Origin of the sequence: Streptomyces prunicolor, assembly GCF_045162825.1 — a bacterium.
Taxonomy (GTDB): Bacteria; Actinomycetota; Actinomycetes; order Streptomycetales; family Streptomycetaceae; genus Streptomyces; species Streptomyces prunicolor.
This window is the reverse complement of record NZ_CP108676.1, coordinates 2,115,641-2,139,187: the sequence shown is the minus strand read 5'-3', so window position 1 is coordinate 2,139,187 and position 23,547 is coordinate 2,115,641. Positions and strand designations below refer to the sequence as shown.

The following is a 23,547-nucleotide window of genomic DNA, read 5'->3' as shown; positions in this document are numbered from 1 at the left end:
GCGGGGACGGGCACCGCACACGCACCGGAGCGCCAGCGGTACTTGAGCGGTGCCCCCGACCGAGGGCGCCGCCGGGCAAGGAGGGCCGCATGACCGTACGGCGAGTAATGGGCATCGAGACGGAGTACGGGATCTCCGTCCCCGGCCACCCCAACGCCAATGCCATGCTCACCTCGTCCCAGATCGTCAACGCCTACGCGGCGGCGATGCACCGGGCCAGGCGGGCCCGCTGGGACTTCGAGGAGGAGAATCCGCTGCGGGACGCGCGAGGCTTCGACCTCGCCCGGGAGGCCGCCGACTCCAGCCAGCTCACCGACGAGGACATCGGCCTGGCCAATGTCATCCTCACCAACGGCGCACGGCTCTACGTCGACCACGCGCACCCGGAGTACAGCTCTCCCGAAGTCACCAACCCCATGGACGCCGTCCTGTGGGACAAGGCCGGCGAGCGCATCATGGCGGAGGCCGCCGAGCGCGCGGCCCAACTCCCGGGCGCCCAGCCGATCCACCTCTACAAGAACAACACCGACAACAAGGGCGCCTCCTACGGCACGCACGAGAACTACCTGATGAAGCGGGAAACCCCCTTCTCGGACATCGTGCGCCACCTGACGCCCTTCTTCGTCTCCCGCCAGGTCGTCACCGGAGCGGGCCGCGTCGGCATCGGCCAGGACGGGCACGAGCACGGCTTCCAACTCAGCCAGCGCGCGGACTACTTCGAGGTCGAGGTCGGTCTGGAGACCACCCTCAAGCGCCCGATCATCAACACCCGCGACGAACCGCACGCGGACGCCGAGAAGTACCGCCGCCTGCACGTGATCATCGGCGACGCGAACCTCTCCGAGATCTCGACGTATCTGAAGCTCGGCACCACGGCCCTGGTCCTCTCCATGATCGAGGACGGCTTCATCGCCGTCGACCTGGCCGTGGACCAGCCCGTCCGCACCCTCCACCAGGTCTCCCACGACCCCACACTCAAGCGCCTGGTCACCCTCCGCAGCGGCCGGACCCTCACCGCGGTCCAGCTCCAGATGGAGTACTTCGAGCTCTCCCGCAAATACGTCGAGGAGCGCTACGGCTCCGACGCGGACGACCAGACCAAGGACGTCCTGGCCCGCTGGGAGGACACGCTCAACCGGCTGGAGAACGACCCGATGAGCCTGGCCGGCGAACTGGACTGGGTCGCCAAGCGCGAGCTCATGGAGGGCTACCGACGCCGCGACGGCCTCGACTGGGACGCGGCCCGGCTGCAACTGGTCGACCTCCAGTACGCGGACGTACGGGCCGAGAAGGGGCTCTACAACCGCCTGGTGGCCCGCGGTCGCATCAAGCGCCTGCTGGACGAGGACACGGTCGAGCGGGCGCGTACGACGCCTCCGGAGGACACGCGCGCATACTTCCGCGGACGCTGCCTGGAGCAGTACGCCGACGACGTCGCGGCGGCCTCCTGGGACTCCGTGATCTTCGATCTCCCGGGCCGGGACTCGCTCCAGCGCGTCCCAACCCTGGAACCGCTTCGCGGAACGCGTAATCACGTCAAGGAGCTCCTTGACCGCTGTCGAACCGCGGAAGACCTGGTCAGGGTCCTGTCGGGCGGCTGACAGGACTCTCGGGTTCCGGGCGCCGGGCAGGGTGGAATGTCCGGTGGCCGGGAATCATCGAGATGGCCGCCGTACGTTGTAGGAACTGCGGGGCCGATGTCAGTCCCTGCAAGTAGGGTCTGATCAAGAACGTCGAACCGAGCGGGGTGAGGGTTATGGCGACCAAGGACACCGGCGGCGGACAGCAGAAGGCGACGCGCTCTACCGAGGAGGTCGAGGAGCAGGTCGAAGAAGCACAGGCGACCGACGACCTCAAGGAGCGCCACGAGAAGCTGAGCGACGATGTCGACTCGGTTCTGGACGAGATCGACGATGTCCTCGAGGAGAACGCCGAGGACTTCGTGAGGTCATTTGTCCAGAAGGGTGGCGAATAGGGCGCAATGTTCGAATTGGCGGACGGGAGAGGCTGCCCGCGTTGCAATCGGATCTTGCCGCGGGCGGCCTTCGCCAAGAACAAGGCTATGCGTGACGGTCTTCAGGCGTACTGCCGAGAGTGCTCTGCGGAGTACTACCGGCAGCGCCAGGAGGCGAGGGGCAAGACGGTCCGAGCCAAGGTGCCGGCGCCGCGCGGACACAAGCGCTGTCCTCAGTGCGGGGAGATCAAGGCCCACTCGGAGCAAAGTTACTTCAAGCGCAAGTACGGCATCACCCTGGCCGAGCGGGGCGAGATGATCGCCTCGCGAATGGGGCTCTGCGCGATCTGTTCGAAAGCTCCTGCGGTTCATGTGGATCACTGCCACGAGACGGGTAGGGTCCGAGGCGTAACGTGCTTCAACTGCAATTCCGGCATCGGCCTGTTGAGGGATGACCCCGCAGCTGTGTACCGAGCTGCCGACTACCTGGAAGGAAACGCGTGGAAGCCAACACTCGTAGCACCGGGCGTCTACCAGCTGCCTTCCTGACGCCTGGGTCGTCGTCCTTCATGGACTTCCTCTCCGACCACCAGCCGGAGATGCTCCCGGGCAACCGGCAACTGCCGCCCACCCAGGGCGTCATCGAGGCTCCGCACGGCACGACGATCGTCGCTGTCACGTTCCCCGGTGGCGTGGTGCTCGCCGGTGACCGGCGAGCGACCATGGGCAATGTCATCGCGCAGCGGGACATCGAGAAGGTGTTCCCCGCGGACGAGTACTCGGCTGTGGGCATCGCCGGCACCGCCGGACTCGCCGTCGAGATGGTCAAGCTCTTCCAGTTGGAGCTGGAGCACTTCGAGAAGGTCGAAGGCGCCCAACTCTCCCTGGAGGGCAAGGCGAACCGACTGTCCACCATGATCCGTTCCAACCTCGGCATGGCCATGCAGGGCCTCGCCGTGGTCCCGCTCTTCGCCGGCTTCGACGTGGACCGCGGCATCGGCCGCATCTTCTCCTACGACGTGACGGGCGGCCGTTCCCAGGAGCTCGGCTACGCGGCCACCGGCTCCGGTTCGGTGTTCGCGCGGGGCGCCATGAAGAAGCTCTTCCACGACGGACTGACCGAGAGCGAGGCCACGACCCTCGTGGTCCAAGCCCTCTACGACGCGGCTGACGACGACTCGGCGACCGGTGGTCCCGATGTCGCCCGCCGGATCTACCCGATCGTCACCGTGATCACCGAGGACGGCTTCCGCCGGCTCACCGACGACGAGTCCTCCGAGATCGCCCGCTCGATCCTGGAACGGCGACTGCAGCAGCCCGACGGCCCGCGCGCCGCGCTGCTCTGACCGAGGGCCCGTTCTCATCCAAGGTGATCCAGTGACTTCGACGGAACTTTAAAGAGAGGGACGGATACCGGTGTCGACGCCGTTCTATGTCTCACCCCAGCAGGCGATGGCCGACCGGGCGGAGTACGCCCGCAAGGGCATCGCCCGTGGCCGCAGCCTGGTCGTGCTGCAGTTCGCCGACGGCATTGTCTTCGTCGGCGAGAACCCGTCCCGCGCGCTGCACAAGTTCAGCGAGATCTACGACCGGATCGGGTTCGCGGCCGCCGGAAAATACAACGAGTACGAGAACCTGCGGATCGGCGGCGTCAGGTACGCCGACATGCGCGGTTACACCTACGACCGTGCGGATGTGACCGCGCGCGGTCTCGCCAACGTCTACGCCCAGACGCTCGGCACGATCTTCTCCAGCGCGGCCGAGAAGCCGTACGAGGTGGAGCTGGTCGTCGCGGAGGTCGGGGACACGACGGACGGCGACCAGATCTATCGGCTGCCGCACGACGGTTCGATCGTGGACGAGCACGGCTCGGTCGCGGTCGGCGGCAACGCCGAGACGATCAGCAGCTATCTGGACCAGCGCCATCGCGACGGCATGACCCTCGCGGAGGCGCTCAAGCTGGCCGTGCAGGCCCTGTCCCGTGACACGAACGGCAGCGAACGGGAGATCCCCGCCGAGCGCCTTGAGGTCGCGGTGCTGGACCGTACGCGTCCGCAGGCCCGCAAGTTCAAGCGGATCGTCGGCCGTCAGCTGTCCCGCCTGCTGGAGGGCGAGAACCCGGACACCTCGTCGGACGGCGACGACGAGCCCGACGACGAGAAGTGAGTCGGCAGCAATCAGGTTCCTCGTGTGCCCCGGCCGGTGATCGGCCGGGGCACACGTCGTAGCAGCCGCCTCAGGCGGCGCCTGGTGGCCCCGTAGACCCTCGTACGACCAGTTCCACCGGGATGTCCCCCTCCTCCGGTACGCGGCCGTCCAGGACCGCCAGGAGGGCGCGCATGCCGTGTTCTCCGAAGAGTTCGGCGTCGAGGCGGACGGTGGTCAGTTCCGGGTCGATGGCGGTGGCGAGGGCGAGGTCGTCGAGGCCGGTGATGGAGAGGTCGTCCGGGATGCGCAGGCCCAGGCGGCGGGCCGCCTTGTAGGCGCCGGCGGCGAGTTTGTCGTCGTCGCAGACCAGGGCGGTGGGCCGGGAGCCGGGGGCCGCGAGGGCGGCCTCGGCGGCGGCCTGGGCGCCCTCGATCGAGATGGGGGCGCGGGCCGTACGGACCGAGGTGCCTGCCACGGAGCCCACCCGTGCGGCCAGTTCACGCGCGCGTACCTCGAAGGTCCAGGACGGGACGTCGGCGGCCAGGTGCAGGAAGTCGCGGTGGCCCAGGCCCAGCAGGTGCTCGGCGACCTGGCGGACGCCGTCGGCGATGTCCAGGTTGACCGTGGCCGCGCCGCGGCTGCCCTCGGGGTCGCTGTCGAGCATCACCAGGGGGAGCTGGTCGCCGCGGATCGCGGTGAGGGCGTCGGCGGCCATGGAGGAGGCGATCACGCCGTCCAGAGCGGCCTGGGCGGAGGCGAAGGGGTCCCGGGCGGGGCCGATGCCCTCGGGGGAGGGGTAGAGGACGACGCCGAAGCCGTGTTCGGCGGCGACCCGGGCGGCGCCCGTGTAGACGCCGGCGAAGAACTCCGTCGTCAGCACCGGGACCACGAGCAGGACGGTGCGGGTGCGGCCGAGGCGGAGGTTGCGGGCGGCGAGGTTGGGGCGGTAGCCCAGGTCGCGGGCGGCCTCGCGGACGCGTTCGGCGGTCGTGGCCGAGACCCGGCCGCGCCACTTGTCGCCGAGCACCAGGGAGACCGCGGCCTGGGAGACGCCGGCGGCCTGCGCGACGTCACGGCTCGTGGGGCGGGTGCCGGCTGGTGCCACGGTCGGACTACTCCTTGATGAGGACCCCGTAGGGACTCGGTATGGACTCGCGAACAGCGCACATGGTACGTATGACAGCAGACGTTATACGTAAAACCTCATGCTCGACGGTGAGGGGGAGGGCGGTACGAGGCCGTGGGATATCTGGAGATCCTCAGGGCGAGGCACGCCACCCGGCTGCTGGTGGGCACGCTGGTGGGGCGGTTGCCGAACGCCACCGCCGCGATCGCGATCGTGCTGTTCATCCGCGCGGAGGGCGGCACCTACAGCCTCGCGGGGGCGCTGGCGGCCATCTACGGCATCGCCAACGCGGTCGGACAGCCCCTCCTGGGACGGTTGGTGGACGTCCGCGGACAGCCGCGTGTGCAACTGCCCGCCGCGGTCCTGTCGGCGCTCTCGATGGCCGTCTTCGCCTTCTGGGGCACCGATCCGCTGCCCCTCGCCTACGTCGCCGTAGCGGCCGCCGGGCTGTTCGCGCCGCCCCTGGAGGGCGGTCTGCGGGCGCTGTGGCCGGCGGTGCTGCGTCGGGAGGACCAGGTGCACACGGCGTACGCCATGGACGCGGTCGCCCAGGAAGTCATGTTCACCGTGGGGCCGCTGCTCGTGACGGTGTTCGTGTCGCTGTGGTCCGCCCCCGTGGCGCTGCTCGTACTGAACGTCATCGGGGTGCTGGGCGCCCTCTCCGTAGTCGTGTCGCCGCCCTCGCGCGCGTGGCGCTCTGCGCCGCGCGAGGCGCACTGGCTGGGCGCGTTGCGTTCGCAGGGGCTGCTGGCGCTCCTCGGCGCGTTCCTGTTCGTCGGGATGGCGCTCGGGTCCATCACGGTCGCGTCCGTGCCGTACGCCGACGGGCACGGCGGTGATGTGGTCTACGGCTGGCTGATGGCGGCGATCGGGTTGGGCGCGCTGCTGGGCGGCACGGTCTACGGGGCGCGGCAGTGGAGCGGGGTGCCGGAGCGGCGACTGCGGGTCCTGGTGGGGCTGCTGGCGGTGTGTTACCTGCCGCTGATGCTCATGCCGGGCGCGGTCGCCATGGTGCTGCTGACCGTGCTCGCCGGGGTGTTCCTCGCGCCCGCCCTCGCCTGCGCGTTCATCATCGTCGACCGACACGCGCCCAAGGGGACGGTCACCGAGGCTTTCTCATGGCTTGTGACCACGTTCACCGTGGGGGCGTCGGTCGGAACGGGCGTCGCGGGGCCGGTCGTAGAGGCCGGTGGGGCGCTGTGGGGGTTTGCCGTGCCGGGGGTCGCGGGGGCCGTGTCGTTGCTGGTTCTGCTGACCACCGGGCGGGTCCTCGCAGCTCCCGCCGTGGGTGCGGTCGTTGCGGCTTCATCGGAAAATGATCCAAACCGTGCTGCCGAACCCCGTTTCAGCACAGGCGATCGGGCGTAATGTTCAGTCATGGACCGCCGCATTTTCGGGCTGGAGAACGAGTACGGCGTCACGTGTACGTTCAGGGGACAGCGGCGTCTGTCTCCCGACGAAGTGGCTCGGTACCTCTTCCGCCGTGTCGTGTCATGGGGCCGCAGCAGCAATGTCTTTCTGCGAAACGGCGCCCGGCTCTATCTCGACGTGGGCTCACATCCGGAATACGCGACCCCCGAATGTGACAACGTGACCGAACTGGTCACCCACGACAAAGCCGGCGAGCGCATTCTCGAAGGACTCCTGGTGGACGCCGAACGACGCCTGCACGAGGAGGGAATCGCGGGCGACGTCTACCTCTTCAAGAACAACACCGACTCGGCGGGCAACTCGTACGGCTGCCACGAGAACTACCTGGTGGCACGGCACGGCGAGTTCTCCCGGCTCGCGGACATCCTCATCCCGTTCCTGGTCACGCGTCAGCTTCTGTGCGGCGCGGGCAAGGTGCTTCAGACTCCGCGCGGCGCCGTGTACTGCGTCAGCCAGCGCGCCGAACACATCTGGGAGGGCGTCTCCTCGGCGACGACGCGTTCCCGGCCCATCATCAACACCCGGGACGAACCGCACGCGGACGCCGAGCGCTACCGCCGTCTCCACGTCATCGTGGGCGACTCGAACATGTCCGAGACGACCATGCTGCTCAAGGTCGGCGCCACCGACCTGGTGCTGCGCATGATCGAGGCGGGCACGGTGATGCGCGACCTGACCCTGGAGAACCCGATCCGGGCGATCCGCGAGGTCAGCCACGACCTCACGGGCCGGCGCAAGGTGCGTCTGGCCAGCGGACGCGAGGCCTCCGCGATCGAGGTGCAGCGCGAGTACTACGAGAAGGCCGTGGACTTCGTCGAGCGCCGCGGCATCCGCACCGGCACCGTCGAGCAGGTCCTCGAACTCTGGGGCCGGGTGCTGGACTCGATCGAGGCCGAGGACCTCGACCGGATCGGCACCGAGATCGACTGGGTCATGAAGTACCAGCTGATCGAGCGGTACCGGGCCAAGCACAACATGACGATGTCCCACCCGCGGGTCGCGCAGATCGACCTCGCCTACCACGACATCCACCGTCGCCGAGGGCTCTACTACCTCCTGGAGAGGAAGGGCCAAGCCGCCCGGATCTGCAACGACTTGAAGATCTTCGAGGGCAAGTCCGTTCCGCCGCAGACCACTCGGGCACGGCTGCGCGGCGACTTCATCCGCAGGGCCCAGGAACAGCGGCGGGACTTCACCGTCGACTGGGTCCATCTCAAGCTCAACGACCAGGCCCAGCGCACGGTGTTGTGCAAGGACCCGTTCCGTTCCGTGGACGACAGGGTGGAGAAACTGATCGCCGGAATGTAGGCGAAAGTATCCGGATATCCACCTCCGGATGCATATTCGGTACGCCACACGGGCCCCGTACGTTTCACGTACGGGGCCCGTGCCACGCCGTAGAGTTGCGCGCACGCCATCAACAAGATCGACCGATACGAGGCCTTCATCGTGCGCCGACGCTCCGTTCTCATCGCTGTTCCCGCAGGACTTGTGACGCTCGCGGGGTGTGGTGACAGCGATTCCTCCTCAAGCAAGGCCAGCGCGTCGCCGTCGCCCACGCCCTCGCCGTCCTCCTCGGCCTCGGCCGTGCCGCCGCCGAAGCTCGTGGACGGTCCGCTGCCGGCGATCACCGCGGGCACGAAGTTCGACGAGAAGCCGACCGTCGCCAAGGGCACCGGCACTCCGTCGAAGGACCTCGCGGTGAAGACGGTGATCGCGGGCGGCGGGAAGGCCGTGGCGGAGGGCGACTTCATCCAGGTCAACTACCTGGGCCAGATCTGGTCGACGGCGAAGGTCTTCGACAACTCCTACGACCGCAACACCTCGTTGGTCATCCAGCTCGCGCAGGGCGGCATCATCGACGGCTGGCGCTACGGCCTCGCGGGCAAGAAGGTCGGCAGCCGCGTCCAGATGGCCATCCCGCCGACCTGGGGATACGGCACGGCGGGCAGCGCCCAGGCGGGCATCAAGGGCACCGACACGCTGGTGTTCGTGATCGACATCCAGGGCGCCTTCAACGCCAAGAGCTCCGTCAAGGGCACGGTCGTCGCGCAGTCCGACGCCGATCTGCCCAAGGTCGGCACGAACACCGACGGCAAGGCCCCCTCGGTCACGATCCCCAAGGCGGACCCGCCGAAGAAGCTGGTGTCGAACTACGTTCTGGAGAGCGACGGAGCCGTCGTCAAGGAGGCCCAGTCGATCCTCTGCCAGTTCAAGGGCGTGATCTGGCGCACCGGCAAGGAGTTCGAATCGACGTACTCCCAGGGCCGGTTGAGCCAGTTCGCGATCAAGGACATGGAGTCGGTCGTCAAGGGCCTGGCCCAGGGCCTCGTCGGCAAGAAGATCGGCAGCCGCGTGATGATCGTCGCGCCCGCGGACCTGGCCTACGGCGACACCCCGCCGACCGGCGGTGCCATCAAGAAGGGCGACACCCTGGTGTTCTCCGTGGACATCCTGGCGGCCATGTGACCCCTGCGGGGGTCGGCCTGGCCGGAGCGCCACCCCGGCCGGGATGCAAGACTGTCCGAGTTGCCTTGTCGTACACAAGCAGGAGCTAGAGACGTGAGCATCGAGAAGCCCGAGATCGACTTCCCGGGCGGCGAGCCCCCGGCGGACCTCGAGATCAAGGACCTTTGGGAGGGCGACGGCGAGGTCGCCAAGGCCGGAGACTTCGTCAAGGTCCACTACGTGGGCGTGGCGTTCTCCACCGGCGAGGAGTTCGACGCCTCCTGGAACCGCGGTACCCCGCTGGACTTCCAGCTCGGTGTCAAGCAGGTCATCCAGGGCTGGGACCAGGGCGTGCAGGGCATGAAGGTCGGCGGTCGCCGCCAGCTGGTCATCCCCGCGCACCTCGCCTACGGCGACCGCGGAGCCGGTGGCCGGATCGGTCCCGGCGAGACGCTGATCTTCGTGTGTGACCTGGTGGGCGTCGGCAAGCGCTGATCGTTCCTGGTCGAACGAGGGCCCATGCTGTCCGCATGGGCCTTCACCTTTTGGTCCGGCTTTTGCCACGGCACCGCGGAGCGGTACGGTCATCGGTCGGAAGCATCATCAGAAAGGCGAAGGGCGTCGATGGCCATTGCCAAGGCCGAGCGGCTGATGAACCTCGCGCTGTGTCTGCTCGGGACACGGCGGCCGCTCAGCAAGCGTGAGCTGAGGGAATCCATCGAGGCCTACCTCGAAGCCGGGTCCGACGACTCCTTCAACCGGATGTTCGAGCGCGACAAGGACGATCTGCGCGAACTCGGGCTCGTCATCGAGACGGTGGAGAACCTGGACGGCGAGGTCGGCTATCTCGCCCGCCGCGACAGCAACCGCCTCCCGCCCATCACCCTCGACGCCGAAGAGGCGGCCGCGCTCGGTCTCGCCGCCAAGGTGTGGCAGCAGGCCCGGCTCGCCGGCGCGGCCAGCGGCGCGCTGCAGAAGCTGCGCGCGGCCGGGATGCCCGAGGACCTCGACCCGTACGAGCCGCATGGCGCCCTGGAACCGCGCATTCCGGTGCACGAGGCGTCGTTCGAACCGCTGATGCTGGCCTGCCGCGACCGCCGGCCTGTCGTCTTCGAGTACCGCAAGGCCACCGCCTCCCGCCCCGAGACGCGAAGCGTCGAGCCGTGGGCGCTGGAGTGCTGGCGCGGCCACTGGTACCTCGCCGGCTGGGACCGGGACCGCGGGGCCGAGCGGGTCTTCCGGCTGTCCCGGATCACCGGCAAGGTGCGCTCGCGCAACGGGCTGTTCACCGCGGACATCCCCGACGTCGTCACCGTGCGCGAGACCGTCGCGAGCTGGGCGGGGGAGACCGCCGACCGCTCCGCGCTGATCCGGCTGCGCACGGGCTCCGGGTACCCCTTGCGGGCGAAAGCCTCGGCGGTTCGGGAACTCGGGGACGGCTGGGACGAGTTGGAGATTCCGTACGGCCACGGGCTGGACGCCTGGCTGGTGGAGTTCGGGCCCGACGTCGTCGTCCTGGAGCCCGCCGAGCTGCGGGCCGACGTGGTGGACCGGCTGCGCGCCGTGGCCAAGGGCTGAGGGGGAGCGGAAGAGAACTGTGGCAGGTAAACCGGTCAGGCCCGTCAACGCCATCGACCAGACCCGGCGGATGCTCTCCCTGGTGACCTATCTGAAGGAGCGCCCCGGGGCACGTATCGAGGACGTGGCCCGTGCCTTCGGGATCACCGAGGACGAGCTGGTCTCCGACCTCGACGTGCTGCCCATGTGCGGGACCAGCTTCCGGGGCGGAGACCTGCTCGACATCGACACCGACGGCGACCGCATCTGGTGGCACAACCCGGACGACGTCGCCGAACCGCTCCGGCTCGCCGCCGACGAGGCGACCGCCCTCCTGGTGGCCGCCCGCGCCGTATCGACCCTCCCGGGTCTGCGCGAGAGCGACCGGCAGGCGCTGCTGCGGGCCAACGCCAAGCTGGAGGCGGCGGCCGGTGAGGCGGCCGGGGCCAGCGCACGGCTGTCGGTGACCTTCGAGTCCGAGGGCGGGGTCTTCGCCGACGTCGACCGCGCGATCTCGGAGCGCCGCCGCCTGTGGATCCGCTACTACTCGCCCGCCCGCGACGAGTTGAGCGAGCGCGAGATCGACCCCATCCGCCTGGTCAGCGTCGGGCACACGTACGTGGAGGCCTGGTGCCGCCGCTCCGAGGCGCGCCGGACCTTCCGCCTCGACCGGGTCGCCGAGATCAAGATCCTCGACGAGCCGTCCGCACCCCCCGAGATCGAACTGCGGGACCTGTCGGAGGCGCTGGTGCAGCCCGCCGCCGAGGACCCCGAGGTCGTCGTGGAGGTCGGCCCGGGCGGGCGCTGGGTCGCCGAGTACTACCCGCACGACAGTGCCGATGAGCTTCCCGACGGCGGGCTGCGTATTACCTTGCGCACCCCCGACCCGACGTCCCTGAGACGCCTGGCCCTACGGCTCGGGCGGGACGGCCGGATCGTCTCCCCGAGCGACCTCGCCGACAGCGCCCGCCGGGCCGCCCGCGAGGCGTTGGCGGCGTACGACGGTCCGCAGGGTGTTGTTGACGCAGTGCACGGTGTTGACGAGAGGCAGGAGCAGGGGCTGTGAGCGAGTCGACGATGACTGGTGTCCCAGGCGTCTCCGGTGACCAGGGTGTCTCCGCTGGTCCGGAGATGACGGTGGCCGCCGCGTTCGCCGGGATGAAGAGCGTGGTCCCCGTGATGTTCAGAGCGGGCTGCCCGGACTGCCGGGGCAACTTCGAACTGGCGGCGAGTGCCCTGCGCCTCGCCATCGGCGCCACCAGCCGCACCACCTTCTACTCCTTCACCTGCCCCGACTGCGGCGCGGCCGTACGCAAGCCCGCGGGCGAGCGGATCGTCGAGCTGCTCACCGGCGGCGGGGTCAGGACCCTGCGGCTGACCTCCGTCGGGTAGCAGGGTCTAGGCTCGCCCCATGTTCTGGGCGATGGTCGCGGTAGCTGTGGGTTTTCTGGGTCTTGCCGTGCTCGGCGTGCTCGCCGTCCGGGTCTTCCTGGAGGCGCGGCGGCTCGGACTCCAGGTCACGGACGCCGCGCACCGCATCAACCGGGCGGCCGAGGACCTGGAGCGCGCGGCCGTGGCGACGGCCCGTTCCGCCGACGCACTGTGAGTCACGTATGCGTGGGGTGTGAGTTGCGCGCCGCATGCGCTTCGCGTCACTTTGCCCTGTCACGTTGTCCGTGGGGGCGGGTAGTCTGCTGATCGCGGTCCGGATAACGAGGCCCGGAGCGCGGACCGGGAGTACGCACGGGGATTGCCTCACGTTTACCCCTGAGCGTTACGATCGCTGGCAGCACGAAGGTCGGACAGATGTCCGACCGATCGGACAGCACCCCACCCCAGCCGCCTCGGTGAGAAGGTAAAGACTTATGTTCGGAAGGCTCGGAGCTCCCGAGATCATTCTCATCCTCGTCGTCATCGTGCTCCTGTTCGGCGCGAAGAAGCTTCCGGACATGGCCCGCTCGCTCGGCAAGTCCGCCCGCATCCTCAAGAGCGAAGCCAAGGCGATGAAGGAAGAGGGCAGCACCACGCCCACCCCCGCCGGCCCGCCGAACACCGACGAGTCCGTGCAGCGCACCATCCAGGCGGCCCCCGGCGACGTGACCAGTGCGCGTCCCGTCACCGAGCCGTCGGACACGACCAAGCGCTGACGCAGGGCCGGGACCCCCTCGGCCTGCCGCACGAGATGAGGACGTGGGTTGCCTAAGTCTGCCCGCACGAAGGAGAAGGACCCCGAGGGGCGGATGCCCCTCGCGGACCATCTGCGCGAGCTGCGCAACCGGCTCGCGAAGGCGATGCTCGCCATCATCGTGGTGACCTGCGTGGCCGCCTTCTTCTACAACGACATCGTGAACATCATCACCAAGCCGGTGTTGCACTCGGTCGGCTGCTCCCAGAACTTCGAGCAGCTGTCGAGGTCCTCGGCGAAGACCCAGCAGTGCGCGCAGATCACGATCAACGGTCTGCTGACGCCGTTCACGCTGGCGTTGAAGGTGTCCCTGATGGCCGGTGTCGTCCTGGCCTCCCCGGTCTGGCTGTACCAGCTCTGGGGCTTTGTCGCGCCGGGCCTGCACAAGAACGAGAAGAAGTACGCGCTCTCCTTCGTCGGCACCGGCGTTCCGCTGTTCCTCGGCGGCGCCTACTTCGCCTACAAGGTGCTGCCCACCACGGCGAAGGTCCTGATCGGCTTCACACCGAGCGGTGTCGACAACCTGCTGCCGCTGGACGACCTGCTCGACCTGGTCACGCGCATGGTGCTGGTCTTCGGCCTCTCCTTCGAGCTGCCGCTGCTGCTGATCATGCTCAACCTCACGGGCGCGCTGACCGGCAAGCGGATGCTCGGCTGGTGGCGCGCCATGATCCTCGGCATCACGGTCTTCGCCGCTGTCGCCACCCCCAGCACCGACCCGCTGACCATGCTGGCCCTGGCCGGGCCGATCTGGGTGCTGTACTTCGGCGCCGTCGTCTTCTCCCTGCTCAACGACCGGCGCAAGCGCCGTCGCGAGGCGGAGGGACCGGACGACGACGAGGCCTCGGACCTGGATCTCACCCCCGAGGACATCGGCGACGTCGAGACCGTCTCGGCCGGCCGGGCAGCCCTGCCCGAGCAGGCGAGCGGCACGGGTTCCGACCGGGTCAACGGCTATGACGACGTGACCTGATCACCTTCCTGACTCCGCCGAGACCGGCCGTTCCCCCAGCGGGAGCGGCCGGTCTCCGTGTGTGGAGGACTCATGGGAACGGATAATGATCGTCCTGTTGTCAGTGGCGCCCGGTACGCTCGAAAGCACGATGACAGAGGACCTCTCCCCGGCCGAGCGGTACGCGGCAGCCCGCCTGCGGGCAGCCGAGCAGGCCACCGCGCTCGCGGACTTCCGCGAGATGTACGACTTCGGTCTCGACCCCTTCCAGATCGAGGCCTGCCAGGCGCTCGAAGCGGGGAAGGGCGTGCTGGTCGCGGCGCCCACCGGCTCCGGCAAGACGATCGTCGGCGAGTTCGCCGTCCACCTCGCCCTCCAGCAGGGCAAGAAGTGCTTCTACACGACCCCGATCAAGGCACTGTCCAACCAGAAGTACGCCGACCTGTGCCGCCGCTACGGCGCGGACAAGGTCGGCCTGCTCACCGGCGACAACAGCGTCAACTCCGAAGCCCCGGTGGTCGTCATGACCACCGAGGTGCTGCGCAACATGCTGTACGCCGGTTCGCAGACCCTCCTCGGCCTCGGCTATGTGGTCATGGACGAGGTGCACTACCTCTCCGACCGCTTCCGCGGCGCCGTATGGGAGGAGGTGATCATCCACCTCCCCGAGTCGGTGACCCTGGTCTCCCTGTCGGCGACCGTGTCGAACGCCGAGGAGTTCGGCGACTGGCTCGACACCGTCCGCGGTCACACCGAGGTGATCGTCTCCGAGCACCGGCCCGTGCCGCTGTTCCAGCACGTGCTCGCCGGGCGGCGGATGTACGACCTCTTCGAGGAGGGCGAGGGCAGCAAGAAGGCCGTCAACCCCGACCTCACCCGCCTGGCCCGCATGGAGGCGCAGCGCCCCTCGTACCAGGACCGCAAGCGCGGCCGTGCCATGCGCGAGGCCGACCGGGAGCGGGAGCGCAGATCGCGTTCGCGGGTGTGGACACCGGGCCGCCCCGAGGTCATCGAGCGGCTGGACAACGAGGACCTGCTGCCCGCCATCACGTTCATCTTCAGCCGCGCCGCCTGCGAGGCCGCCGTACAGCAGTGTCTGTACGCCGGGCTGCGGCTCAACGACGACGAGGCGCGGGAGAAGGTGCGCGCCCTCGTCGAGGAGCGCACGGCGTCCATTCCCGACGAGGACCTGCATGTCCTCGGGTACTACGAGTGGTTGGAAGGTCTTGAGCGTGGCATCGCGGCCCACCACGCGGGCATGCTGCCGACGTTCAAGGAGGTCGTGGAGGAGCTGTTCCTGCGCGGGCTCGTGAAGGCCGTGTTCGCCACGGAGACCCTGGCGCTCGGCATCAACATGCCCGCGCGCTCGGTGGTGTTGGAGAAGCTCGTCAAGTGGAACGGCGAGCAGCACGCCGACATCACCCCCGGCGAGTACACCCAGCTGACCGGTCGGGCCGGCCGCCGCGGCATCGACGTCGAGGGTCACGCCGTCGTGCTGTGGCAGCGCGGGATCAGCCCCGAGCACCTCGCGGGACTGGCCGGCACGCGCACGTACCCGCTGCGCTCCAGCTTCAAGCCGTCATACAACATGGCGGTCAACCTCGTCGAGCAGTTCGGGCGGCACCGGTCGCGGGAGCTGCTGGAGACGTCCTTCGCGCAGTTCCAGGCCGACAGGTCGGTCGTCGGGATCTCGCGGCAGGTGCAGAGGAACGAGGAGGGTCTGGAGGGCTACAAGGACTCCATGACCTGCCACCTGGGCGACTTCGACGACTACATGCGGCTGCGCCGCGAGCTCAAGGACCGCGAGACCGAGCTGGCCCGGCAGGGCGTGGCACAGCGCCGCGCCGAGGCCGCCGTGGCGCTGGAGAAGCTCAAGCCGGGTGACGTCATCCATGTCCCGACCGGCAAGTACGCGGGTCTGGCACTGGTGTTGGACCCGGGACTGCCCGCCGGGCGGTCGAACGGGCATCGCGGATTCGAGCAGCACGACGGACCGCGTCCGCTGGTCCTGACCGTCGAGCGGCAGGTCAAGCGGCTCGCGTCGATGGACTTCCCCGTCCCCGTCGAGGCGTTGGACCGGATGCGCATCCCGAAGTCCTTCAACGCCCGTTCCCCGCAGTCCCGTCGGGACCTCGCCTCCGCGCTGCGCACCAAGGCCGGGCACATTCCGCCGGAGCGGGCCCGCAAGCAGCGCTCGCAGGCCGCGGACGACCGGGAGATCGCGCAGTTGCGTACGGCGATCCGGGCGCATCCGTGTCATGGGTGCAACGACCGTGAGGATCACGCGCGTTGGGCCGAGCGGTATCACCGGTTGCAGCGGGACACCACGCAGTTGGAGCGGCGGATCGAGGGACGGACGAACACGATCGCCCGGACCTTCGACCGGATCGTCGCGTTGCTGACCGACCTTGATTATCTACGGGGCAACGAGGTCACCGAGCACGGGAAGCGGCTGGCGCGGCTGTACGGCGAGCTTGATCTGCTGGCCAGTGAGTGTCTGCGGGAGGGGGTTTGGGAGGGGCTTGCTCCTGCCGAACTCGCCGCGTGCGTCTCTGCGTTGGTGTTCGAGGCTCGGGTCAGTGACGACGCGACGGTTCCCAAGGTGCCGTCGGGTGCGGCCAAGGCCGCGCTGGGGGAGATGGTGCGGATCTGGGGGCGGCTTGACGCCCTTGAGGAGGATTTCCGGATCACTCAGACCGAGGGGGTCGGGCAGCGGGAGCCTGATCTTGGGTTTGCCTGGGCCGCGTATATGTGGGCCAGTGGGAAGGGGTTGGACGAGGTGCTTCGGGAGGTGGAGATGCCTGCCGGGGACTTCGTTCGGTGGTGTAAGCAGGTGATCGATGTTCTGGGGCAGATTTCTGCTGCGGCGCCGGTTACTGGGGGCGAGGCGTCTTCCACTGTGGCGAAGAATGCGCGGAAGGCTGTTGAGTTGTTGCTGCGGGGGGTTGTGGCCTACTCGTCGGTGGGGTGAGGGTTCGTTGGCGGGTGCGGGTTCGCTGTGGCTGGTCGCGCAGTTCCCCGCGCCCCTAAAAAGTCCGGCCCAGGTACGTTTTCCAGCCGCCGTAGCTTGTGATGTCCTCTGCGTTGGACAGCGCGCTCGGCTCGCACAGGAAACCCGGGACCCTTGTTCCGTCTGCCAGTTCTACGCTGCCCAGAGTCATCGGGCGGGGCAGGCTTGCCAGCAGGCGGCCCAGGCCCTCTGCGGGTAGGCGCCATACCTCTGTCTCTATCGCCGCTCCGCCCTCGCCGACGTGAACCAAGCCCGGCTTGGGCGGAGTTGTTGTCAGGGCGTGCAGGCGATAGACCGGGGCCGTTGTCGTCGTGCGGTCCAAGCGGGCGCCCAGGGACAGAAGTTGGGGGTTGAGGGGCTGGCCTGTCAGGTGGGCGCCCACTACGGCGATGTAGGTCTCCGGAGCCAGGTCGCGCGCTATCTGCGCCAGGCGGTCGTCCGTGAACGTCGGGCCGATCAGCATCACGCCGAAGGGGAGGTCGTTCACCTTGCCCGACGGGACTGCTACCGCCGCCAGGTCGAAGAGGTTGGTGGAGTTGGTGAAGCGGCCCAGGCGGGCGTTTGCGCCCAGGGGGTCTTCGGCTACCTCGGCCAGGGTCGGGTGGCCCGGAGTCGTCGGGAGCAACAGGGCGTCCGCGTCGGCCAGTTCGGAGAGGGCGCGGGTGCGGAGGGCGGCCAGGCGTTCCTCGTCGGCGTACAGCTGGTGGGCCGGGATGTCTCGGGCTCGGGTGATGATTCCGGTGACTGTGGGGTCCAGGCCCTCGGTGCCGGAGGCGATCGCCTTGTCGACAAATGCCCCTACCGCTGTGTAGCGCTCGGCCACGAACGCCCCCTGGTACAGCATCGCCGCCGCTTCCGTGAACGGGATGAGGTCCAGGGTGCGGATCTCGCAGCCCGCTGAGCGGAGGCGGGTGACTGCCTCCTCGTAGGCTTCCGCCCAGCCCTCGTCCAGTTCGCCCAGCTGGTCTCGTGGGGGGACCGCTATGCGCCAGGGGCCCGGGGTGCGTTGGGGGAGGGGCGGGAGGGTGCGGGTCGGTGGGGAGGTCATGAAGGACAGGGCCTGTTCGGCCTCGGGGAGGGTGCGGGCGAAGACCGTCACGCAGTCGATCGAGGCGCAGGCCGGGACCACGCCCGCGGTGGGGACCAGGCCCCGGGTGGGCTTCAGGCCGACGATGCCGTTGAACGCGGCCGGGACCCGGCCCGAGCCCGCCGTGTCGGTGCCGAGGGCGAAGTCGACGATTCCGAGGGCTACGGCGACCGCCGAACCGGCGCTGGAGCCGCCGCTGATCCGCTCGGGATCGTGGGCGTTGCGGACCGCGCCGTACGGGGAGCGGGTGCCGACCAGGCCCGTGGCGAACTGGTCGAGGTTCGTGGTGCCGAGCACGATCGCGCCTGCCGCGCGGAGGCGGGCCACCACCGGGGCGTCGGCCGACGGCTCGTAGGCGTAGGCAGGGCAGCCCGCCGTTGTCGGGAGGCCGTGGACGTCTATGTTGCCCTTGGCCGCGAACAGGCGGCCCGCGAGGGGGAGTTGATCGCCTGCCGATACGCGCTCGTCGATCGCCCTCGCTTCGGACTCGACCTCCGGCTGCGGGCGTAGGTCGATCCAGATCTCTGGGCGGTCCACCGCCTCTATGCGGGCGTAGGCGGCGCGGATTCGGGACACGGTGGTCGACATCTCTCTTGTGCTCCTTGCGGTTCGGCTCGTGGGCTTCAGGTTCAGGGTCCGGGAGCGAGGACCAGCAGCGCCGTGCCCGCTTCCACCTGGTCGCCGGGCCTGGCCAGGATTTCCGTGACTGTGCCGGCCATGGGGGCGTGCACCCTGGACTCCATCTTCATCGCCTCCAGGGCCAGGAGGGGTTGGCCGAGGGTCACCTCGTCGCCCTGCTCCACGTTCAACTGCCAGACGGACGCGGCGAATTCGGCCTCCACCAGGCGTCCCCCGGCCGGGACCGTCACCTCGGCCTGCGGTGGCGCCGGGGCGGCTGCCGCCTCCGCCCGGGTGAACTCGCCCGCTGCCTCCCAGGCGTCGCGTTCCGCGCCGAACGCGGTCTGCTGGCGGGACCTGAACTCCGCGATGGACTCGGCGTTCTCGGTGAGGAACGCCTCGTACTCGGCGAGCGAGAACGTGCCCTCCTCGATGCGCGGGACGAAGCGGCCGGAGATGATGTCGGCCCGGAGATCGAGGAGTTCGTCCGCTTCCACCGGGTACCACTTGATGCGGTCGAAGAAGCGGAGCAGCCACGGGGAGCCCTGCTCGAACGCGCCGCGCTGCTGCCAGCCCGACCACACCTGGGTCGTACGGCCCACGAACTGGTAGCCGCCGGGGCCCTCCATGCCGTAGATGCAGAGGTACGCCCCGCCGATGCCGACCGAGTTCTCGGCGGTCCAGGTGCGGGCCGGGTTGTACTTCGTCGTCACCAGGCGGTGGCGGGGGTCCAGGGGGGTGGCCACGGGTGCGCCCAAGTAGACGTCACCCAGGCCGAGTACGAGGTACTCCGCGTCGAAGACCGTGGCGTAGACGTCCTCGACCGAGTCCAGGCCGTTGACGCGGCGGATGAACTCGATGTTCCAGGGGCACCAAGGGGCGTCGTCACGGACGCCGGCCATGTAGCGGGCGATGGCCTCGCGGGTCGCCGGGTCGTCCCAGGAGAGGGGGAGGTGGACCGTGCGGGAGGGGACGATCAGTTGGTCCGTGGGTGGGAGTGCTGCCGCTATCTCCCTTACGGAGGTCAGGAGTTGGGACTGGGGGAGGCGGGTCGGGTCCGTCTGGATCTGGAGGGAGCGGATGCCCGGGGTGAGGTCCGTGACGCCCTCGAAGTCGGCCTCCGCCACCGCCTCCATCAGGGCGTGGACCCGCATACGTTGCGCCAAGTCCAGTTGCATGGGGCCGAATTCGACGAGGAGGTTGTCGTCGCCGCTGCGGCGGAAGGTGACGTCTCCGTCCCTGGCCAGGATTCCGCCATCCACTATGTCGGGGCGGGGCGAGCCGTCGACGTTCACCGGGGCGAAGCGGACCGTGTCGCCGGGCCTGAACTGGCCCAGTTTCCAGCGCTCTTGGCTGATGACCGTCGCGGGGCAGACGAAGCCGCCGAGGGAGGGGCCGTCGGGGCCCAGCAACACCGGCATGTCGCCCGTGTAGTCGACGGCGCCGACCGAGTACGGGGTGTCGTGGATGTTGGACGGGTGCAGGCCCGCCTCGCCGCCGTCGGTGCGGGCCCAGCGGGGTTTCGGGCCGACCAGGCGGACGCCCGTGCGCGCCGAGTTGAAGTGGACTTTCCAGTCGGCCGCGTAGAAGTCGCGGATGTCGTCCTCGGTGAAGAACTCCGGTGCGGCGTGCGGGCCTTCGACCGCTGCTACGTCCCACACGGCGCCGAAGGTGGGGCGGTCGGCGGTGGGTACGGGTGTGCCCTCGGTGACCGTGCCGCCGTGCAGGACGTCGCCGGTGCGCAGCGCCCGGCCGCCGTGTCCGCCGAATCGGCCCAGAGTGAAGGTGCTCGCGCTGCCGAGGAAGGCGGGTACGTCCAGGCCGCCCGCGAACAACACGTAGGTCCGCAGGCCGTGTTCGGCCGGGGTGCCGATCTCCAGGGTCGCGCCCGCGGGTACCGTCACCGGTTCCCACTGCGGGACCGGGGCGCTGTCGACCGTCACCGGTGCCGGGGCGCCCGTCACGCACACCGTGGTGGTGTGGGTGAACCTCAACGTCGGTCCCTGGAGGGTGCATTCGAGGCCGGGGGAGCCCTCGTCGTTGCCGAGCGCGCGGTTGCCGAGGCGGAAGGAGAGGTCGTCCATCGGGCCGCACGGGGGGACGCCGACCTGCCAGTAGCCGGTGCGGCCGGGCCAGTCCTGGACCGTGGTGAGGGTGCCGCCGGAGACGATCTCGATGCGGGGGGTGGGGTCGGTGACGGTGGCGAGGGTTGCCGTGGAGTGGGTGGCTGCTCCGAAGTCCGGTTCGGCCAGCGCCGCTTGGACCAGGCCGAGGTTCGTCTCGATGCCGTCCACGCGGGTGCGGGCCAGCGCCTCGTCGAGCCGTTGGAGCGCGTGGGCGCGGTCGGGGCCGTACGCGATGACCTTCGCGAGCATCGGGTCGTACGACGTCGTCACCTCGGTGCCGGTCTCCACCCAGCCGTCGACGCGCACCCCGTGCGGGAACTCGACCCGGGTCAACAGGCCCGCGCTGGGCCGGTGTTCACGGGACGGGTCCTCTGCGTAGACGCGGGCCTCGACGGCGTGGCCGCGTGGGGCGCCGGGTTCGCGGACGACGTCGGGCTCGCCCTGGGCCAGCCGCAGCATCCAGGCGACCAGGTCGACGCCGTAGACCTCCTCGGTGACCGGATGTTCCACCTGGAGACGGGTGTTGACCTCCAGGAAGTAGGCCTCCTCGCGGGCGGCGTCGTAGACGAACTCGACCGTCCCGGCTGAGCGGTAGCCGACCGAGGCGCACAAGTCGCGGGCGGAGGTTGCCAGTTGGGTGCGGATGTGGTCGGGGAGGCCCGGTGCGGGGGCTTCCTCCACCACCTTCTGGTTGCGGCGTTGGAGGGAGCAGTCGCGGTCGCCGAAGGTGACGATCCTGCCCTCGCCGTCGCCGAAGACCTGCACCTCGACATGGCGGGCGTGCTCGACCAGGCGTTCCAGGAAGACGCCGGCCGAGGAGAAGGAGGCGGCGGCCACGCGCTGCACCCGCTCCCAGGACTCGGTCAGTTCAGCGGGGGAGTGGCAGGCCGACATGCCGATGCCGCCGCCTCCGCCGGTCGCCTTGAGCATGACGGGGTAGTCGATCAGGGCTGCTTGGGTGAGAGCCTCGTCCAGGTTCGCCAACAGGCCTGTGCCCGGAGCCAGTTGGACGCCTGCTGCCTCGGCTGCCGCCCGTGCCGTGTGTTTGGCGCCGAACAGCTCCAGCTGTCCGGGAGTCGGGCCCACGAACACGATTCCCGCGTCCTCGCAGCGGCGGGCGAAGGCCGCGTCCTCGGAGAGGAAGCCGTAGCCGGGGTGGATCGCGCCCGCGCCCGTGTCCTTGGCCGCCTTGAGGACCAAGTCGGCGTCCAGGTACGACTCTTTGGCGGGTGCCGGGCCGAGTCGTACCGCCTCGTCGGCGAGCCGGACGTGGGGTGCCGAGCGGTCGGCGTCGGAGTACACGGCGACCGTGCGCAGGCCGAGTTCGCGGGCCGTGCGGATGATGCGGACGGCGATCTCGCCCCGGTTGGCAATCAGCAGCGTGTCGAAGGTCATGCGGCATCCCTCTGAGCGGCGTCCTCTTCAACGGCCGCCTCGGTGATCGTCATCTCCACCGCCGTCGGCTCGAAGCCGTTGCAAGGGTTGTTGATCTGGGGGCAGTTGGAGACCAGGACCAGGACGTCGCGTTCGGCGCGCAGGGTCAGTTTCAGGCCCGGTGCGGAGAGGCCGTCGACGATGCCGAGGGTGCCGTCCTTCTCGACCGGCACGTTCATGTACCAGTTGATGTTGGAGACCAGGTCGCGTTTGCCGAGGCCGTAACGGGCGCCCTCCGCAAGGAAGTTGTCGACGCAGGCGTGTTGCGACCACGTGTGGTGGCCGTAGCGCAGGGTGTTGGACTCCTTGGAGCAGGCGCCGCCGACCGTGTCGTGCCGGCCGACCTCGTCGTCCGTGACGGTCATCAGCGGGGTGTGCTCGTTGGACATCAGCACGCTGCCGGTGGTCAGGAAGAGGTTGCCCTGGGCCTGGATGGTGTCGGGGGCGCTGTAGCGGACCGACGTGTCGTAGACGTCGTAGACGAGGAAGTCGACGGCCTGGTTGCCGTGCAGGTCGGTGATGGTGAGGGTCTCGCCCGTGCGGATGACGGCGGACCACGCGGCGCGGGCGGGAACGACGGTCGTGCTCATGCGAGCCCCCTTGCGGCAAGGAATTCCGTGGTGTTGAGGAACGCGCGGTGGCCTTCGGGCGTGGCCTCCCACAGCGGGTCGCCCGGCTTGGTCGCCTCGGCGCGCCAAGCGAGCACCTCCAGCGGGGAGTTGACGTAGTCGTCGCGCGGGTCGGCCGGATGCGGCACGTTCGCGATCAGTACCGTCACGTCCTGTTCGGCGCGCAGGGTCACGCTGCCGCCGGGGCCGGTCGAGCCGGTGAAGTCGAGGGAGCCGTCGTCGCGGACCTCGACGCCCTGGAAGAAGGAGAGCGAGGGCGGCAAGTCCCTTGGTTCCAGGCCGTTCTTGGCGGCGGCGAGCTTGAACAGCTCCCGTCCGGCAGGGGAGCCGGACTGCGGGGTGCCGTCGCCGTAGCGCTCGGTGTTGCGGGCGAGGGTGGAGGTGCCGCAGAGCGCGTCGTGCCGGCCGGAGGTGTCGGCGACGAGGGAGGCGAGGACGCGGCCCTGGTCGGAGAGGAGGAGCTGGCCCTCGCCGAGGTAGGCGTTCCACTGGACCTTGACCGTGTCGGCGACGTTCAGGCGCTCCCACGGGCGGTCCGCCGCGTACAGGAGCAGGTGGGCGCAGGCGTCGCCGCGCAGGTCGGTCAGGCGGAGTTCGGTGCCGCGGGCCAGGACGCGGTGCGTGTAGTTGCCGCCCGCGACCGTCTCGGCCCACACCAGGTGGCCCGCCTCGCAGGGCGGGGCCGGCCAGTCGCCGGCCGGGACGACGGGCATCGCCTCGGCCCGCTTGCCCTCCTGGGCGCGGGCGTGGTCGCGGGCTCCGTAAGTGGTCGCTGTCGCCATCGCGGGGGACCTCCGGCTGCGGGGACGTCTTGGTCGTGCGGCATTTCTGTCGCTTGACAG

At 69.4% G+C, this 23,547-nt stretch carries 21 protein-coding genes; 16 read left to right on the top strand and 5 right to left on the bottom strand.

Annotated features, from left to right (window positions below; all coding sequences use genetic code 11):
- Nucleotides 1–89: 89 nt before the first annotated feature.
- From dop to prcA, 5 genes are all read left to right on the top strand, one after another.
- Nucleotides 90–1,601, top strand: coding sequence for a depupylase/deamidase Dop (gene dop / locus OG588_RS09600; protein ID WP_174447560.1), 1,512 nt, complete (start codon nt 90–92; stop codon nt 1,599–1,601).
- Nucleotides 1,602–1,756: 155 nt separating this feature from the next.
- Entirely contained in the window at nt 1,757–1,975 is a 219-nt protein-coding gene (locus tag OG588_RS09595; RefSeq protein ID WP_399001160.1) for a ubiquitin-like protein Pup, read from the top strand.
- A gap of 6 nt (nt 1,976–1,981) precedes the next feature.
- Complete coding sequence (locus tag OG588_RS09590) at nt 1,982–2,503, top strand: endonuclease VII domain-containing protein (protein ID WP_405946904.1); 522 nt, start codon at nt 1,982–1,984, stop codon at nt 2,501–2,503.
- Nucleotides 2,455–3,300 (top strand): proteasome subunit beta, encoded by an 846-nt coding sequence (gene prcB / locus OG588_RS09585; RefSeq protein ID WP_366097017.1) that lies wholly within the window; start codon nt 2,455–2,457, stop codon nt 3,298–3,300. The genes OG588_RS09590 and prcB overlap by 49 nt, the downstream gene beginning before the upstream one ends.
- A gap of 70 nt (nt 3,301–3,370) precedes the next feature.
- Nucleotides 3,371–4,120 (top strand): proteasome subunit alpha, encoded by a 750-nt coding sequence (gene prcA, locus OG588_RS09580; protein WP_405946903.1) that lies wholly within the window; start codon nt 3,371–3,373, stop codon nt 4,118–4,120.
- 70 nt (nt 4,121–4,190) lie between these two features.
- On the opposite strand, the gene OG588_RS09575 is transcribed toward prcA, so the two are convergent.
- On the bottom strand, nt 4,191–5,207 hold the full coding sequence (locus OG588_RS09575; RefSeq protein WP_405946902.1) for a LacI family DNA-binding transcriptional regulator: 1,017 nt from the start codon (nt 5,205–5,207) through the stop codon (nt 4,191–4,193).
- A 135-nt stretch (nt 5,208–5,342) separates the two neighbouring features.
- On the opposite strand from OG588_RS09575, the gene OG588_RS09570 reads away from it, so the two are divergent.
- The 11 genes from OG588_RS09570 (at nt 5,343) to OG588_RS09520 (ending at nt 16,772) form a co-directional block, all read left to right on the top strand.
- Nucleotides 5,343–6,596, top strand: a complete 1,254-nt coding sequence (locus OG588_RS09570) for an MFS transporter (protein WP_405946901.1) — start codon at nt 5,343–5,345, stop codon at nt 6,594–6,596.
- A 9-nt stretch (nt 6,597–6,605) separates the two neighbouring features.
- Nucleotides 6,606–7,967: a Pup--protein ligase gene (gene pafA / locus OG588_RS09565; protein ID WP_019059104.1), complete on the top strand. Its 1,362-nt coding sequence runs from the start codon at nt 6,606–6,608 to the stop codon at nt 7,965–7,967.
- 141 nt (nt 7,968–8,108) lie between these two features.
- Complete coding sequence (locus tag OG588_RS09560) at nt 8,109–9,128, top strand: FKBP-type peptidyl-prolyl cis-trans isomerase (protein ID WP_405946900.1); 1,020 nt, start codon at nt 8,109–8,111, stop codon at nt 9,126–9,128.
- Between the two features lie 93 nt (nt 9,129–9,221).
- Nucleotides 9,222–9,602 (top strand): FKBP-type peptidyl-prolyl cis-trans isomerase, encoded by a 381-nt coding sequence (locus OG588_RS09555; protein ID WP_405946899.1) that lies wholly within the window; start codon nt 9,222–9,224, stop codon nt 9,600–9,602.
- A 129-nt stretch (nt 9,603–9,731) separates the two neighbouring features.
- Nucleotides 9,732–10,685 (top strand): helix-turn-helix transcriptional regulator, encoded by a 954-nt coding sequence (locus tag OG588_RS09550; protein WP_405946898.1) that lies wholly within the window; start codon nt 9,732–9,734, stop codon nt 10,683–10,685.
- A gap of 19 nt (nt 10,686–10,704) precedes the next feature.
- Nucleotides 10,705–11,730: a WYL domain-containing protein gene (locus OG588_RS09545; RefSeq protein ID WP_329246391.1), complete on the top strand. Its 1,026-nt coding sequence runs from the start codon at nt 10,705–10,707 to the stop codon at nt 11,728–11,730.
- An 11-nt stretch (nt 11,731–11,741) separates the two neighbouring features.
- On the top strand, nt 11,742–12,056 hold the full coding sequence (locus tag OG588_RS09540; protein ID WP_366097023.1) for a hypothetical protein: 315 nt from the start codon (nt 11,742–11,744) through the stop codon (nt 12,054–12,056).
- A 19-nt stretch (nt 12,057–12,075) separates the two neighbouring features.
- Nucleotides 12,076–12,270 carry a hypothetical protein gene (locus OG588_RS09535; RefSeq protein ID WP_019059098.1) on the top strand — a complete coding sequence of 65 codons (195 nt, stop codon included), beginning with the start codon at nt 12,076–12,078 and terminating at the stop codon, nt 12,268–12,270.
- A gap of 259 nt (nt 12,271–12,529) precedes the next feature.
- Nucleotides 12,530–12,811, top strand: coding sequence for a Sec-independent protein translocase subunit TatA (gene tatA, locus OG588_RS09530; RefSeq protein ID WP_019059097.1), 282 nt, complete (start codon nt 12,530–12,532; stop codon nt 12,809–12,811).
- A 48-nt stretch (nt 12,812–12,859) separates the two neighbouring features.
- Complete coding sequence (gene tatC, locus OG588_RS09525) at nt 12,860–13,822, top strand: twin-arginine translocase subunit TatC (RefSeq protein ID WP_405946897.1); 963 nt, start codon at nt 12,860–12,862, stop codon at nt 13,820–13,822.
- Nucleotides 13,823–13,907: 85 nt separating this feature from the next.
- Entirely contained in the window at nt 13,908–16,772 is a 2,865-nt protein-coding gene (locus tag OG588_RS09520) for a DEAD/DEAH box helicase (protein ID WP_405946896.1), read from the top strand.
- Between the two features lie 55 nt (nt 16,773–16,827).
- Here OG588_RS09520 and atzF read toward each other — a convergent pair whose 3' ends face one another.
- Genes atzF through OG588_RS09500 form a run of 4 tightly spaced genes read right to left on the bottom strand, consistent with a single transcriptional unit; the run spans nt 16,828 to nt 23,487 of the window.
- Nucleotides 16,828–18,525, bottom strand: coding sequence for an allophanate hydrolase (gene atzF, locus OG588_RS09515; RefSeq protein WP_405953080.1), 1,698 nt, complete (start codon nt 18,523–18,525; stop codon nt 16,828–16,830).
- Between the two features lie 2 nt (nt 18,526–18,527).
- Nucleotides 18,528–22,037 (bottom strand): 5-oxoprolinase/urea amidolyase family protein, encoded by a 3,510-nt coding sequence (locus tag OG588_RS09510; protein ID WP_405946895.1) that lies wholly within the window; start codon nt 22,035–22,037, stop codon nt 18,528–18,530.
- Nucleotides 22,034–22,666 (bottom strand): urea amidolyase associated protein UAAP2, encoded by a 633-nt coding sequence (locus OG588_RS09505; RefSeq protein ID WP_405946894.1) that lies wholly within the window; start codon nt 22,664–22,666, stop codon nt 22,034–22,036. The genes OG588_RS09510 and OG588_RS09505 overlap by 4 nt, the downstream gene beginning before the upstream one ends.
- Complete coding sequence (locus OG588_RS09500) at nt 22,663–23,487, bottom strand: urea amidolyase associated protein UAAP1 (RefSeq protein ID WP_405946893.1); 825 nt, start codon at nt 23,485–23,487, stop codon at nt 22,663–22,665. Before OG588_RS09500 ends, OG588_RS09505 begins: the two co-directional genes overlap by 4 nt.
- Nucleotides 23,488–23,547: the final 60 nt, after the last annotated feature.